Below are 15,840 nucleotides of genomic sequence, written 5' to 3' on the forward strand. Positions count from 1 at the left end.
TCGTAGTTTATCAAAACGAAATTTTGATTTATGGACAAGTTAGATGGATACCCCAATAAAAAACCCCCATTCCCGAGAGAATGAGGGTGCAAAGGGGGAAAATCAATGGGTATTAATTGCCAGCCAGGGCTTCCGCACCCGCTACAATTTCAAGGATCTCCGTCGTAATCGCCGCCTGACGTGAACGGTTATACTCAATCCGCAGGTTCTTCAGTAGTTCACCCGCGTTGTCGGTTGCTTTGTCCATCGCCGTCATACGGGCACCGTGTTCAGAAGCATTAGACTCCAGTACGGCCCGGTATAACTGAATTTTCAACGATTTAGGAATCAGTTCCTTAATGATTTCTTCTTCCGAAGGTTCAAAAATATAGTCGCCGGGTGTTGCCGTATCCTGGGTCGTGCTTTCAACGATGGGCAGGAACTGCTCCACGCGAACAATTTGCGTAGCTACGTTTTTGAATTCGTTGTAAACAATCTCTACGATGTCGTACTGATTGTTTAGAAAAGCGTTCATGATTTCGTCGGCCGCCTGACGAACGACACCGAAGCTCAAGCGAGTAAAGGTATCTTCATACAGAGCGTTGACTTTATAGCCACGGCGGGTAAAAAATTCGCCGCCTTTTTTGCCGATGGAAAGAATATGAACGTTGCCGGCCCGTTTCTGAGCGGCGTACTTTTCATTGATAACAGCCGTTGCAGCTTTGCTTACGTTGGCATTGAATGCCCCACAAAGACCACGATCGGAGGTAATCACCACCATAAGAACTTTCTCAATGGGGCGTTCCTGTTTAAAAGGATTTTCCTGGGCCGCTTCTGCTCCTGCCGATACGGTCTGAAGCATTTCGCCCAGTTTCTGAGCGTAAGGCCGCATTTGAAGGATGTTATCCTGAGCTCTCCGCAATTTAGCCGCCGCCACCATTTTCATGGCTTTGGTGATTTGCTGGGTAGAGTTCACGGAGGCAATCCGGTTACGAACTTCTTTTAAGTTAGCCATGGTGTTGGATGATGAGACGTTCGATCATGAGCGAAAAAGGCCCGCTGCTTAAGGCAGCAGCGGGCTACCGAACATCAGATCAGGCGACAGCCAGGTTGTACTTGATGGCTACTTCTTTCGCTACTTTCTCAAGCGTAGAGGTAATCGTATCGTCGTACTTCCCTGCTTTCAGTTGTTTTAATACGTCCGCGTGCTGAGCACGGAGTAGGTTGATAAAGTCAGCTTCGAACTGGCGAACCTGATTTACCGGAACCGTATCGATCAAGCCCTTGGTAGAAACGTGGATCATGGCCACCTGCTCTTCTACGCGTTGGGGAGCTCCTTGTTTTTGAATCAGAATTTCCAGGTTACGACGACCCCGTTCGATGGTCAGTTTCGTAGCAGCGTCCAGATCCGAACCGAATTTGGCAAACGCTTCCAGCTCGCGGAACTGAGCCTGATCGAGTTTCAGCGTACCAGCTACTTTCTTCATCGACTTGATCTGGGCGTTACCACCTACGCGGCTTACCGAGATACCTACGTTAATAGCAGGACGGATACCAGCGTTGAACAAGTTGGATTCGAGGAAGATCTGACCGTCCGTAATCGAAATTACGTTCGTTGGGATATACGCCGAAACGTCACCAGCCTGGGTTTCGATGATGGGGAGAGCCGTTAATGAACCACCACCTTTCACGATCGGCTTGAGGCTATCGGGAAGGTCGTTCATTGTAGCCGCAATCTCATCATTGGCGATAACCTTGGCCGCACGCTCCAATAACCGGCTGTGCAGGTAGAATACGTCACCAGGATACGCTTCGCGTCCGGGCGGACGACGGAGCAGCAGAGACACCGTACGGTACGCTACGGCTTGTTTCGACAAGTCATCGTAAACCACCAGAGCGGGGCGTCCCGTGTCACGGAAGTATTCGCCGATCGCTGCTCCCGTAAACGGAGCGTAGAATTGCATTGGAGCAGAATCTGAAGCCGCTGCTGCAACGATCACGGTGTAGTCCATAGCTCCGGCTTTACGCAGGGCTTGTTCTACTTGCTTAATCGTAGAAGCTTTCTGACCGCAGGCTACGTAGATACAATACACAGGCTGGCCAGCGTCGTAAAATTCTTTCTGGTTGATGATGGTATCGATCGCTACAGTGGTTTTACCCGTCTGACGGTCACCAATAATCAACTCCCGCTGGCCACGGCCTACGGGAATCATGGCGTCGATTGCTTTGATACCGGATTGCAGAGGCTCGGTTACGGGCTGACGATAGATTACCCCCGGAGCTTTACGCTCGATGGGCATATCGTACAGAGTTCCACTAATCGGGCCATTGCCATCGATGGGCTCGCCCAGGGTATTGACTACCCGGCCAAGCATGCCTTCACCTACGCGGATGGAGGCAATTTGACGCGTCCGTTTTACGGTGTCACCTTCCTTAATATCGGAAAATTCACCTAATAATACGGCCCCGACATTATCTTCTTCGAGGTTTAGGGCCAGGGCTTTTACGCCATTTTCAAAGGCGAGCAGCTCACCGGCTTGAACGTTGGATAGTCCATAAATACGGGCCACACCGTCACCGATCTGGAGAACCGTACCCACTTCTTCGAGCTCGGCGGCTGACTTTGCTCCGGAAAGTTGCTCCCGTAGTATTGCCGATACCTCATCGGGTCTAACTGATGCCATACAGCAGTCTTGGAAAGTTATATTGAATTCAGAGTAATACTAATGCGTAAAAATTCAGAGTGGGAAAGCGAACATACTCTGAAAATTTTCCCGCAAAATTAGCGACGAAATTTGATTTTCCGTAGGTAATCGAAACTTTTTGTGGTGATTATTTTATACTTTTCTTAGAAAACGAAAGATTTGAACTCCGGCTAAGTCGGTTCTATTTTTTCTAAAAAAAATATAATTTAATGGCGTATAGTCCTCAGCGTATAAGCTTTAGGACTGTTGTGTTGCTGTTTATATAATGTTTAGGGAACGCCGGAGAATTGAAAATTTTATCTTTTTAAAAGAATAAATTGATGTTATTGAATAATCCAACGCATTTAATAGTTTCTTAACTCATCTAGGTGGAGTGTAGGTCTTGAATAATGGTAGTTTTGTTAGCTTACTCATTAATCATATCATTCATGAACAAACTTCTACGCTTCTCTTTAGCAGTATGGCTCTTTTGTTGTTTCGGGCAAACCTACGCCCAAACGGCAATTTTGTCCTACGACTTTAGCACTACGCTTCCCGCACCAGGTACCTGGACGCCCGTGAATCTGGGTACGCCTGGCACCAATGGCTGTTCCGGGGCTGGCTACTCTGCCCAAGGTTGGGCAGTAGGGGACTACATTGAAATAGCCGCGAGTACGGCAGGTTACACGGGTCCGTTCACCATTAGCTTCAGAACCCGCACTTCGGCGTCGGGAACGGGAGACTCCTTAGCCGTACAAGTCAGCTCCGGTACGAATTTTGTGGAATTGGGGGCTTATAAACTCACCGAATCCTGTACCCTCATCTCGTTCACAACGCCCGCTACTGAAACGGCGTTTGATAATAATGCGAACTTCAAAATTCGTATCATCAAAAAAAGCGGTACCTCCACTACGGGCAACCACCGCATTGATGATTTCTTATTTACGGGAAATAGTACGGCTCCTACTTTCCAAACTTCGGTAAGCTCGATTGGTTCGCTTACGTACCAGGAAGGAAGTACCACCTCTCTTTCGAAATCGTTTGATTTAGATGGACGGAACCTGAGTCCGGCGGCGGGTAATATTTCCCTGATAGCTCCGGAAAACTTCGAGATTTCTCTAGATAGTACGACCTTTAGCAGTACCCTTTCGATTCCTTACACGGGCAGTGCCTTGGTTAGTAGACCGATTTACGTTCGTCTCAAATTAGGACTTCCTGTAGGGGTTTACCCTGCGTCGGGGACCAGTGATCTGACCCTTTTGGGGGGTACGGCTTCGGCGGCAGTAGCGTTGAGTGGCTACGTATCCCAGATTCCGACGGGTAACGAGCCCTGCCTGGCTCCTTCAGCACCTATTTCTTCGGTACGAGCCGGAACCGTAGGCAATGCTTTTACGGTAAGCGGACGTATCTCCGGCATTTATTCCGGAACGAACATCTACATTCAGGACGCTACGGGCGGTATTCTGATTTACGATCAGGCGGGTATTCAGCCCGAGGAACTTCAGATCGGTGACGAGGTACAAGTAACGGGTACGCTAACGTTGTACAACACGGAAAAAGAATTAACAACGCTGACTTGTTTTCAAAAGACAACGGCGGCTAATAGCCCCGTAACACCACTAGTAATTGCCAGCGGTGACCTTTGCAATCATCAGGGAGAGTTAGTAACCATCAACGAAGAGGTAACCATCACCAGTCCGGCCGGTACGACTTTCGCCGGAGCCAATACGAACTACACGCTCAGCAACGGTCTGATCATGCGGGTGCTTTCTGCCACTAATCTGTCGGGAGCTACCCGGCCTACGGGTGCATTTAAACCCACGGGAGTAGTAACGATTTTTAACAATGGTTGCCAGATTTTGCCCCGTTTTACGGATGATGTACCCGGTTCGGAGCCCTTGCAGGGCGGCAGTTGTGGTACCGCTTCGGCACCCACTGATGAAGCGAAGCTGGAAGTGACTAACTGGAACGTGGAGTGGTTAGGCAATACCGGCTACGGACCGACCAATGAAGCCTTACAGTTGGCGAATGTGAAGACGGTACTGAATGGCATTGGTTCGGACGTGTTTATGTTACAGGAAGTTTGTAGCTACAACGCCAGTAACCCGGCCGATCCCGCAACGTCCTTTGGCTCTATCATTCAGGGACTGAACCAGACGTACCCTTCGCGTCAGTACGCGGGGGAATGTTCGTCGCGTTACTCGTACTCGGAGATAGCCAATCCCGACCCGGCAGGCCAGCGGGTGTGTATCATCTACCGTACCGATCAAATTACGAAGATTTCTTCCCGCCCGATGCTGACGCAGGCTCCGGTAAGCGGATATCCCACGGGCAATGATTCCCAATTCTGGGCCTCCGGTCGATTGCCTTTCCTGTTAACGGCTGATGTAAAACTGAACGGAGCGACGGAAGCTACGCGGATGCATTTCATTAGTCTACACGCTAAATCAGGCTCCGATGTACCTTCGTACAACCGTCGGGTGTACGATTACAAGGTATTGTACGATACGCTGCAAAGCCAGTTCGCCAACGAACGGATTATCATGGCGGGCGATTTCAATGACGATGTCGATCAGTCCATCACCGGTACCAGCCAAATCAGTAGTGTGAAGGCGTTTTTGTACGCCAATCCGAACACCACGAACATCAGCGATACGCGTCCGAACGCCAACTGGAGCAGCGTTACTCAGATCTTCAGTAATTCGGGTTGTTCAAGTACGGCAAGCTATCCTGATTTCATCGATCACGTTTTTGTATCGAATGAGATTATACTGCCGGTAAGCAGTGGCCGTGCGATGGCTACCTCGGTGTCAGTTGCAGGGGTGTATTCATTACGTCCGAGCATTAGCGGATACCGGAACAACACATCGGATCACTACCCGACGTTTACTCAGCTTTCTATTGTGGAAGAAGCACCTACGCCCGTTACTTGGCTGGATTTCAAAGGGAAAATGACAGAACTGGCTCAGGTAGAACTGACTTGGTCGACGGCTAGCGAGAAAAACAATGCGTATTTTGAAATCCAGCGTAGTACCAATGCTCAGGATTTTGAATCGATTGGTACGGTAAAAGGTCAAGGGAATGTGACGCAACAAACGAATTATTCGTTTACGGACCTTACGCCCGCTGAAGGCCTGAACTACTACCGACTGAAGCAAATGGATGCCGATGGAAAATACAGCTTTTCCCGATCCATTGCCATTGAAATGTTCGGTATAATCAAGGTAGGACCCAACCCAACCACAGGTTTGTTGAAGGTAGATGGCAAACAGGTACAAAGCATTCAGGTGCGTAGCTTGATGGGCCAGTTACTGAAAAAGAGCGTGGTTAGCGAAGTGGAGTTAGGCGATTTACCTACAGGAACGTACCTGCTGGAAATTCAAACCAAAGGTCAATCGACGCTCCGTAAAATGATTATTAAGCAATAAGAGTAACTACTCATTCTTTGTTGAGGCTATAAGTAACCCATTACTGAAGAGTTGGTTGATCAATGAATACATAGTAGGCTGAACATCAGATTTGTAGTTGTAACGAGCTGGATCAAAGCTATTTCTGCTTTGATCCAGCTTATTTTTTAAAAAATTTAAGAAGGGATTAGGTTTTATACTAAAAATCCTCGTATCCTTGTGTATTAACTCCATCTTTATGTTTGAATATATATACTAGTAAATTAACCTTTTTACTGCGATTATCGGGAGCATAAAAGGTACGGTTTCCGCCAAAATTTTACCTTATCATACTTGCAATGAAGAACTTTTCCCCGTTCCTCAAAAGATTTCTGTTGATCGCCACAATGGGAATCACTCCTCTGGCACAAGCCCAAATCAGCGTAACGTATCCGGTTCCACGTACGGTTACTCAACGCGACAATGCCAATCAGGCCACCCTGTACATCACAGGTAAAATCAGCCAATCAGTTGATCAGGTCCAAGCCCGCTTACTCACTCGCTCCGGTGAGGGAGGTACTAAAATTGACTGGCAGGTTATTCAAAATAATCCACAAAATGGCGTACTCAATGGCGTACTGAAAGCCTCCGGAGGCCGCTATGACCTAGAAGTCCGTGGGATGAAGGACGGGGCACAAGTAGGTTCCATTACGAAAGTCGAGAAAGTAGGCATTGGGGAAGTCTTTCTGGTCGTAGGTCACTCCAATGCTCAGGGCGGGGACGGTTACAGTCATACCATTGCTTACGAAGAGTCTAACCAAGCGTATCGTGATCAGGTAAATACGATTGATTTTCGGGAAACGTCTTCTAATTGGAATGCGTACTGGTATCAAACGGCAAGTGCTGATCTCTTACCTCCTTTGGCTCCTTCGCAACTCTGCGAGCAGTGTGGAATGGCTCCGGGAGCTCCCCGCTGGTTCTGGGGTCGATTGGGCGAAATGCTTGTACAACGCCTGAATGTTCCCGTACTTTTCTACAATGCAGCCATTGGTGGAACCAATATCGAGCTGACCTATAAAGCGGCCTACGATATTCCCTTCGAACACGGTTTCATTAATTATAATCTTCGTCATCCGTACATCAATATCCGCAATACGCTGAAAAAGTACGTTCCTCAATCCGGAATTCGAGCTATTCTATCCGGGCACGGAGTTAATGACCGGGGCAGCGTAGGCAAAACCTTCGAAGAGCAGTATATCAAACTCATCCAGAAGACCCGGGATGAACTAGGCGAAAGTCGGCTAGCTTGGCTGGTTGCTCAGGATTGCTGGCTGGGTGGCAAATGTTACGGCAAATACAATCCGGGGGATGCCGATAATTCTTCCGAACACATTACGCGGGCTCAGCTCAACTTAGTGGCGACGGTAAGTGATGTATACGCTGGAGCTGATCTGAATACCATTGAAAGCGATGGTCGGATGGATAACCTGCACTTCAATCAGAATGGACAAAAAAGAGCCGCTGAAGGATGGGTTGGTGCCATTACTGAACCGCGGAATAATAAATCATTCCTGACGGCGTCAAAACCGGTCTTGGCGAAGGCTCCCTTTCAGGTAGTAACGCCCGATCCCGTAAATGTTACATCACTTAAAAGTGGGGCCTGGTCTGACCCTTCGACCTGGAATTGCAATTGCGTACCGGCGTATACTTCCGAAGTCACTATTCAAAAGGATCACCGGGTTTCGGTTAGCGGCGTGTTTTATGCGAAAACCATCAAGAATCAGGGTGAACTGGTACACTTGGTAAACTAGAGAATTAATGAGCCTGAAAAGCCGTGCTGGTCATACCAGCACGGCTTTTTTATGGAAGCTACTGAAGGGCTTGAAAGGGGTGTGAGCGTATTTTTTGTCCGTTCATCTCATAATTTCTGCCGTTGATTTACGTTTAAGAAAATAATAGAAAGTAATTTATATCTTCGTTCATTCTAATCATTTTAAATCCTCAATCCTTTTCAGGAATTCGGATGTTTTCCCCGAAAGTATTCTTTCATGAAAAAAAGTAGTATTGCTATTCTGCTGGTGTCATGTTCCATGACGGCCTTTGCCCAAGCTAAAAAGCCCGCCCCTAAACCTGCCGTGAAAAAGCCCGTCTCCGCGGCTACTACTGCCGCAGGGCTGAAAACGCCGATGGATTCGGTAAGTTATGCCATCGGTATGGATATGGCCCGCAGTTTGAAAAACCCGATGCTGAAAGGTCTTAATATGGACTTAGTTGCGAAAGCCATCCGGGATTCCAAAGACGAGAAATACATTCTTACCCAGGATCAGTACCAGGCTACGTTGTCAAACTTCAGCCAGCAGATGCAGTCCAAGCAAGCCGAGGCACAGGCACAAACGCAGGCTGAAAACGCTAAGAAATACGAACCAAATCGCTTGGCTGGTGAAAAATTCCTAGCAGAGAACAAAACGAAAGATAGTGTTGTTACTACAGCTAGTGGACTGGAATACAAAATATTGAAATTAGGTACGGGTCCCAAACCGGCCCTGACCGATAAAGTAAAAACCCATTACCACGGAACCCTCATTGACGGAACCGTATTTGATAGCTCCGTTGATCGGGGTGAGCCCATCAGCTTCCCGCTTAATGGCGTTATTCAGGGATGGCAGGAAGGGTTACAGTTAATGCCGGTTGGTTCAAAATTCCGATTGTTTGTTCCGTATCAGCTTGCGTACGGGGAACGAAACGCCGGTCAGATTCAGCCGTATTCAGCTTTAATTTTTGATGTTGAATTATTAGAAATTGAAAAGTAAAAATCGTTGGGCCCGAGCCGACTTTCTGTTCTGAAGAAAAAAAGAGGAGCCAAGGCAAAAGTACCGGTGTAGGCATTATTTTTTTCAAGAATACGTACTTGAAAAATCCAAGAATATCCCACATCTCCGACGATTAACGCCTCAAGATAACATGTCTATGAAAAGCTATTTGCTCGCCTTTGTGCCGCTGGTGTTACTGGGGTTTCAGCCTGAACGTCCTTCAGTAGCTCAGAAGCTTAGTACTGATCAGCCCGTCGTTTTAGCTCCCACTGCTTCTCAGAAAGAAGTCGAAAAGATTGTAACCACCATTCTTTCGTCTTACCATTATCGTCGGGTACCGCTGGATGATTCGCTTTCGAATAAAGTTTGGGATAACTATCTGAAAGAAGTTGATAATGGTAAAGCATATCTGCTGGCTTCGGACGTAGCCTCGTTTGAAAAGTATCGCTACCAGATGGACGATTACCTGCAAAGTGGTAATCTGACGCCTGCGTATGATCTCTTTAATCTCTTCCTGAAGCGTTTTCACGAACGGATGCAGTTCGTAACTAAACTGACGGATAAACCTTTCGATTTTACCAAGGACGAATCGTACGAAACCAATCGCGATAAAGTATCCTGGGCCAAAACGCCAGCTGAACTGGATGAACTTTGGCAGAAAATCGTGAAGAGCCAGGCTCTGGATTACAAGCTTCAAGGTAAGAAGGATACGGCCATTTATCGTCTGTTGAAAGAACGGTATACTAACTTGGACAAACAGACCAGCAAGGTAAAAGGCGACTACGTTTTCCAGACGTTCATGAATTCCTTCGCGGAAGTGATTGATCCGCACACGAGCTACATGGCTCCGCCGGATGCTTCGCGTTTCAAGGATGAAATGGCTCAGTCTTTCGAAGGGATTGGTGCTACACTGACCCCCGAAAACGATTACACGAAAGTACGGGAACTGGTACCGGGCGGACCCGCCATGAAAAGTGGCCTGATTCACGAAAACGATCGTATTGTCGGCGTAGGGCAGGGGGCTGCTGGCCAGATGGTTGATGTAGTCGGTTGGAGTCTGGATGATGTAGTGAAACTGATTCGTGGTCCGAAAGGAACGACGGTTCGACTGAATATTCTGAAATCGGACGCTTTGCCGGGTAGTATGCCCCGCGAGATTAAAATCGTGCGGGATAAGGTAAAGCTGGAAGAAGGCGTGGCGAAAGCTGAGGTAGTACCGATGACGTTCGAGAAGAAAGAATACCGCATTGGAATCATTACGCTGCCGGGCTTCTATCAGAACTTCGAAGAAATGCGGAAGGGCGACAAGGACTATAACTCAACCAGTCGCGACGTACAGCGTTTCCTTGAGCAGTTTAAGCAAGCCAAAGTAGACGGTGTGGTGCTGGACTTGCGTTATAACGGCGGTGGTTCACTCGATGAAGCTATCAAACTGACGGGTCTGTTCATCAAAGACGGTCCAGTAGTACAGGTAAAAGACGCCATGGGCCGGATCGATGCGGACGATGATCCAGATCCGCAACAGGTATACGCCGGGCCGCTGGCCGTACTGGTAAACCGTTTCAGTGCTTCGGCTTCTGAGATTTTCGCCGGAGCTATTCAGGATTATAAACGTGGTATCATCATTGGTGGTACGACCTACGGAAAAGGTACTGTACAGCAATTACTGGATCTGAACCAGTTTCTCCCGAAGGAAACGGACAAAGTAGGTTTACTGAAAATGACCCGGGCTAAATTCTACCGGATTACGGGTAGCAGTACCCAGCATAAAGGGGTAACGCCTGATATTGAATTACCTTCGCGTTTCAGTGCTGAAGAGTTTGGCGAAAGCTCACAACCTACGGCTCTGCCCTGGGATCAGATTAAGCCAAGCGTATTCACGGAGTACACAAACCTTACCACGAATGTGCTGGATAAACTTCGCGATCGGTACAATGAACGTTTCAAAGCTGATCCTGACTTGTTACGACTTTCGGCTGAGGTCGGAGATTTTCTAAAAAACAAGGATAAATCAATGATTTCCCTGAACGAAGCGACGCGTCGGAAGGAATTGGAAGAAGCTAAAAAACGGAAAGAGGAACTGGCGAAGCTAGGAACGGATAAGCAAAATCCTTACGAGGTAGTACTGCTCAACGACAAGATTGCTCAGTTGGGAGCTTCGGGTGGAGGAATGCCCGGTCAGGATGTGGCCTCAGCGGATACTCGTCAGAAGATGAAAGAAAATTTCATCAGCAAATTCAAAGAAGATGCCGAGTTGAAAGAGACTACGCGGATTCTAGCAGACTGGATTTCGTTGAAATAAACTTCGTATAGTTAGTACAGAAAGAGAGCAGAACGTTAAAATTCTGCTCTCTTTTTTTATGATCGTACGCATCTAATTACGGATTTCAACAGACCTTTGTCTGCTTTCTTTCTTATTTAACCTCTAACGTCATGCGTTCTGCTGTACTTCTGCTTTGTTGCGTAGGTTTATTTGCCGCTTTCATTCAACCCAAAACTCCAGCTCCTGTGGATACCCGTCTGTACGAAATGCGGGTCTATTACTCACCCGAAGGTAAACAGCCCGACCTGATGGCCCGTTTCCGTAATCATACCATGCGGATTTTCGAAAAACACGGCATGACGAACGTGGGTTATTTCGTACCCCAGCACAAGCCGGATAGCTGTTTGATTTATTTCCTGTCGTACCCGAATCGGGCAGCCCGGGATTCGAGCTGGAAAGCGTTTGGGAGTGATCCGGAATGGAAGAAGGTCTCTTCCGAGTCTGAGAAAAATGGCCGTATCGTTTCAAAAGTGATCAGTAAGTTTTTCCATACGACTGATTTTTCCCCCCAGCTTCAGATTGATCAGAAGGGCAATCGGGTGTTCCAATTACGAACCTACAAAACGACGCCCTATAACTTGCCTTTGTTGCTGGCTCGCTTCCGGAATCATACGACTAAACTATTTGAAAAGCACGGGATGACGAACTTGGTGTACTGGACCGAAGACAATACCGACAACATCCTCATGTACCTGCTTACCCAAAAGAGTAAAGAGGCCGGAGAAGCGGCTTTTAAAGCTTTTCGGGAGGATCCCGAGTGGGTATCGGTACGAACAGCCTCGGAGAAGCTAGCCAACGGCTCACTGACCGAGTCTGTAACATCGGTATACCTCGTCCCAACGGACTTTTCACCTTTGAAATAAACGGCTTAGATCTCCGAAAAAAAGAGCGGCTTCCATTTGAGGAAGCCGCTCTTTTTTATTCCTTGATTTGTAAACGACGTTCTTTAATCTCTCGCCAAGTTGTCAATATAATCTGGTTGTCCTCAATGTAGCGTCGGAATTCCGGGTTTAGCATTGCCAGTAAGTCACCTTTCCGCGTAGGCCCCGAATCCGAGATCCGATTGAATACAACCGTGGGATCGGTACAGTGCATGATAATCATGGTGAGGCCAGGTCGGCAGGACTTCAGCAGCTCCACGTATTTCTGCGTTTTGAAAGCTCTCAGATTTTGATCAGAAGGTTGCTGACCAGCGGGTAAATTCCAGCCATACGTATCGCTGAACAAATCGTCAAGGACGGGTAATTTAGCCGCCCACAGTTTTTGTCCAATGGCTTTAGTCAGGTTAGCATCCAGACTCCGATTAGCATTGATGAGCGTGTTGTGGCCGCCAGGAAACATGACCGGAATTTTTTCCTCAATTCCCACTTTGATGTAACGTTCTACAAACTTGGGCTGAAACAGCGTACCCATGTGTGAGTCAAGGTGCGAAGGCTCCAGACCAAAAGCCCGGAACTGGGCAATCTGGGCTCGTATTTCGGCTTCTACCTCGTCGGCCATTGCGTGGCGATCTACTTCTTCCACACTCGGATAAAAACATCCCTGGGTGTCGTACAGGCCCGGAGCCTTTTCTTTACCTACCAGCGGTTGCCAGCGATAACCCGCCCATTCGGACGTAAGCGTCAGGTGTACGCCTACGTCCCAGGTAGGGTTTTGACGGGCCAGATTCATGAAATGCGGTACCCAGCTACAAGGCATCATTACACTCGTGGAATTGGCTACACCTGTGGTAAGGGCCTTACGAGTACCTTCGTTCGAGTCGTAACTCATTCCGGCGTCATCCACGTGTAAAATGATGACTTTTCGGTCTTTGGGAAATCCGAGTTTTTCAGCGTAAGTCTGGGCGTGAGTACCTTGATGAAGGCCAATAAGACCTATTGCAAGCAAAAGTGAACGATACAGCATAGCAGGAGAGAGGTGAAAAGAGAAGCCTGAATTGATCCGTTAAGTTAAGCATCCTTTAAAAACAAAAAAGCCGGTAACCCTTAGGCACCGGCTTTTATTACCATTCGTTGATTACAGACGTATAATTTCTGCACCGATGGCATTCAGTCGCGTATCAATGTGCTGATAGCCACGATCAATCTGCTCAATGTTATCGATAATGGAAACGCCGTTGGCTGACATCGCCGCAATGAGCAGTGATACACCCGCCCGAATATCTGGTGAAGTCATACGGATACCGCGTAACTGAATATGCCGATTCATACCCACGACCGTAGCCCGGTGGGGGTCGCAGAGAATGATTTGAGCCCCCATTTCAATGAGTTTGTCCACAAAGAACAGGCGGCTCTCGAACATTTTCTGGTGAATGAGTACCGTTCCTTTTGCTTGGATGGCCGTTACGAGCACAATACTCAGCAAGTCGGGCGTGAAGCCGGGCCAGGGGGCATCGGCTACCGTTAGCATGGAACCATCGATGAAGGTTTCAATCTCGTAATGATCCTGAGCGGGTACGAAAATATCGTCACCGCGAATTTCCAGTTTGATACCCAGCTTCTGAAATACGGCCGGAATAACTCCCAGATCAGGTACGGAGCAATTCTTGATAGTCAGCTCCGACTGCGTCATGGCAGCCATCCCAATAAAGGAGCCGATTTCAATCATGTCTGGTAACATCGTGTGTTCCGTACCATTCAGTTCGGATACACCTTCGATGGTTAACAGGTTAGAACCGATGCCGGAGATGTTCGCACCCATGCGTACCAGCATTTTGCATAACTGCTGTAAATACGGCTCACAGGCGGCATTGTAAATCGTGGTGGTGCCTTCTGCCAGTACGGCAGCCATCAGAACGTTGGCCGTACCCGTAACAGACGCTTCGTCCAGCAGCATGTACGTACCCTTGAGGTTGGAGGCATCCACTTTATAGAAACCGCCGTCTTCGGGGTCAAAGTCGAATTTCGCACCCAGGCGTTCGAAACCCAGGAAGTGCGTATCCAGGCGACGGCGGCCGATCTTATCACCACCGGGCCGGGGAATTCTTCCTTTTTTGAAACGAGCCAGCAGCGGTCCGAGCATCATCACGGAACCCCGCAGCGAGGCTGCTTTGGTTTTGTAAGATTCCGTTTCGAGGTACGACAGATTAACATCGTCGGCCTGAAAGCGTACGGACGTTTCACTCAGGTGCGTAAGCTTCACACCCATATCACCCAGGAGGTCAATCAGGGCGATGACATCACGAATGGCGGGGATATTGTGAATCGTGACGGGTTCTTTCGTGAGGAGTACCGCACAGATAATCTGAAGTGCTTCGTTTTTTGCACCCTGCGGGATGATCTCGCCCTGCAGTTTTTTTCCTCCTGTTACTTTAAATGAAGCCATTAGCTGATGAACCGTTTATGGGGTGAACAGTCTCAGGCAAAAGGCTACGTACAGCCCTCGCTGAGGAACGGTATCCTATAAACTATTTTTTGCGGTTATTACGATTGAAGTGACTGTTGTTGTTATTGCGATTGTTGCTCGGCGGTCCGTTGCGGCGTTGGAACGACGAAGAGCGTTCATTCCGCTCATTTCGATCTGGCCGTTCGCTTCGCTCGTTGCGATGCGGACGGTTGTGCGGCGTATGCGAGTAGGAGTGGTGATGACCGCCACCGCTGTTACCGCCGCCCGTATTACTTGAGTACCGGTCGCGGGGAGCAATGTCTAAGTAGCCTTCTTTTTTGATACGCTCAATTTCGGCGTTCAGGCCGCCTTTAGAGATGATACGCAGGTGTTCCCATACCGTTGAATCGTCGGCATTGTCCTTGTTCCAGGCCGTATAGAAACTCTTCATCATTTTGGCGATGTAACTGGCGAAAGCCCAACGCTCGTACTCATTTGTCAGCGAAATGGCTTTTTCAACCATCACTTCCAGGTTACGGCCGTAATGACGGAATTGTAAGTTATGCGTATTGTAAGGAACTCGATTCGGTTTCTTGCCAATCGCCTCGGGCGATGGCGGTGGGAATGGACTGTCTACGTCCAAGCGGAAACCCGACATGATGTACAAGTCGTCCCAAAGTTTATTGGTGTAATCCTGCCCTTCTTTCATGTTCGGGTGGATTTGTCGCATCAGCTCAATAAGAACGTAAGCTTGTTTGGTGCGTTTCTCCCGTTCCTGAATCGTTACGAGATAGTCCACCAGTTTTTGGATATTACTTCCGTATTCTTTCAATCGAATGTGTTTTTTTCAGTGGACGAGATAAATGGGTTGTAGAATTTGGTAATGCCCTGACCAAGCGTCTGGCGTAACCGAGCGAAGAGTCAACCCAAGGTACTCGTGAAGTTTTGCAAATGTAAAAAGAAGGATACAAGTTCCAAGGCTATTTCGGCTCTGAAACGGTAAAATAATTCTGCTTCGAAAGCAGGGAAACCCCAATGCCTAGTATCCCAAAATCAATGTAGCGTTTTTGAGTAACTAACGTACAGTTTACTAATGAAAAGACTTTATAGCCTGATAACACTTTACGCAGTTAATTCATTTCAAACGTATTTAAAAAACTATACGAGCTGAACGACCTTACGCAGGGTACCAAACGTCAGTAGTAATACACTACTCAAAAATAAATAGTATTTCATTACCGTTCATGGACTATTTCAATGGATTCTTACCAGGCATTCGCCATTAATCCTTTTAGAAACTACAGACTTTTAATTTTGCAAAATAGATGCTAGTG

The 15,840-nt window shown here is 47.9% G+C and carries 10 protein-coding genes; 5 read left to right on the forward strand and 5 right to left on the reverse strand.

Translation table 11 applies throughout. The features are described from left to right. Positions 1-112: 112 nt before the first annotated feature. Positions 113-994 carry an ATP synthase F1 subunit gamma gene (gene atpG, locus C5O19_RS06875; RefSeq protein ID WP_104710803.1) on the reverse strand — a complete coding sequence of 294 codons (882 nt, stop codon included), beginning with the start codon at positions 992-994 and terminating at the stop codon, positions 113-115. A 79-nt stretch (positions 995-1,073) separates the two neighbouring features. After that, on the reverse strand, positions 1,074-2,663 hold the full coding sequence (gene atpA / locus C5O19_RS06880) for a F0F1 ATP synthase subunit alpha (RefSeq protein WP_104710805.1): 1,590 nt from the start codon (positions 2,661-2,663) through the stop codon (positions 1,074-1,076). Between the two features lie 449 nt (positions 2,664-3,112). Between atpA and C5O19_RS06885 the strand changes: the two genes are divergently transcribed. The 5 genes from C5O19_RS06885 (at position 3,113) to C5O19_RS06910 (ending at position 12,045) form a co-directional block, all read left to right on the forward strand. Further along, positions 3,113-6,091, forward strand: a complete 2,979-nt coding sequence (locus tag C5O19_RS06885; protein ID WP_165795950.1) for a DUF5689 domain-containing protein — start codon at positions 3,113-3,115, stop codon at positions 6,089-6,091. A gap of 365 nt (positions 6,092-6,456) precedes the next feature. Then, positions 6,457-7,860 (forward strand): sialate O-acetylesterase, encoded by a 1,404-nt coding sequence (locus C5O19_RS06895; protein ID WP_165795951.1) that lies wholly within the window; start codon positions 6,457-6,459, stop codon positions 7,858-7,860. A 237-nt stretch (positions 7,861-8,097) separates the two neighbouring features. Next, positions 8,098-8,859, forward strand: a complete 762-nt coding sequence (locus tag C5O19_RS06900; RefSeq protein ID WP_104710812.1) for an FKBP-type peptidyl-prolyl cis-trans isomerase — start codon at positions 8,098-8,100, stop codon at positions 8,857-8,859. 157 nt (positions 8,860-9,016) lie between these two features. Next, the gene (locus C5O19_RS06905) at positions 9,017-11,161 is read left to right on the forward strand and encodes a carboxy terminal-processing peptidase (RefSeq protein ID WP_165795952.1); all 2,145 of its coding nucleotides are present in this window, start codon (positions 9,017-9,019) and stop codon (positions 11,159-11,161) included. 131 nt (positions 11,162-11,292) lie between these two features. Further along, positions 11,293-12,045, forward strand: a complete 753-nt coding sequence (locus tag C5O19_RS06910; RefSeq protein WP_104710816.1) for an NIPSNAP family protein — start codon at positions 11,293-11,295, stop codon at positions 12,043-12,045. Between the two features lie 55 nt (positions 12,046-12,100). Here C5O19_RS06910 and C5O19_RS06915 read toward each other — a convergent pair whose 3' ends face one another. The 3 genes from C5O19_RS06915 to C5O19_RS06925 all read right to left on the reverse strand — a co-directional run bounded on the left by C5O19_RS06915 (position 12,101) and on the right by C5O19_RS06925 (position 15,344). Next, the gene (locus C5O19_RS06915; RefSeq protein ID WP_104710817.1) at positions 12,101-13,087 is read right to left on the reverse strand and encodes a polysaccharide deacetylase family protein; all 987 of its coding nucleotides are present in this window, start codon (positions 13,085-13,087) and stop codon (positions 12,101-12,103) included. Between the two features lie 111 nt (positions 13,088-13,198). Continuing rightward, positions 13,199-14,506, reverse strand: coding sequence for a UDP-N-acetylglucosamine 1-carboxyvinyltransferase (gene murA, locus C5O19_RS06920; protein WP_104710819.1), 1,308 nt, complete (start codon positions 14,504-14,506; stop codon positions 13,199-13,201). A gap of 82 nt (positions 14,507-14,588) precedes the next feature. Further along, positions 14,589-15,344 carry a DUF4290 domain-containing protein gene (locus tag C5O19_RS06925; RefSeq protein ID WP_317046494.1) on the reverse strand — a complete coding sequence of 252 codons (756 nt, stop codon included), beginning with the start codon at positions 15,342-15,344 and terminating at the stop codon, positions 14,589-14,591. Between the last annotated feature and the right edge of the window lie 496 nt (positions 15,345-15,840).

This window comes from Siphonobacter curvatus (assembly GCF_002943425.1).
GTDB classification, from domain to species: domain Bacteria; phylum Bacteroidota; class Bacteroidia; order Cytophagales; family Spirosomataceae; genus Siphonobacter; species Siphonobacter curvatus.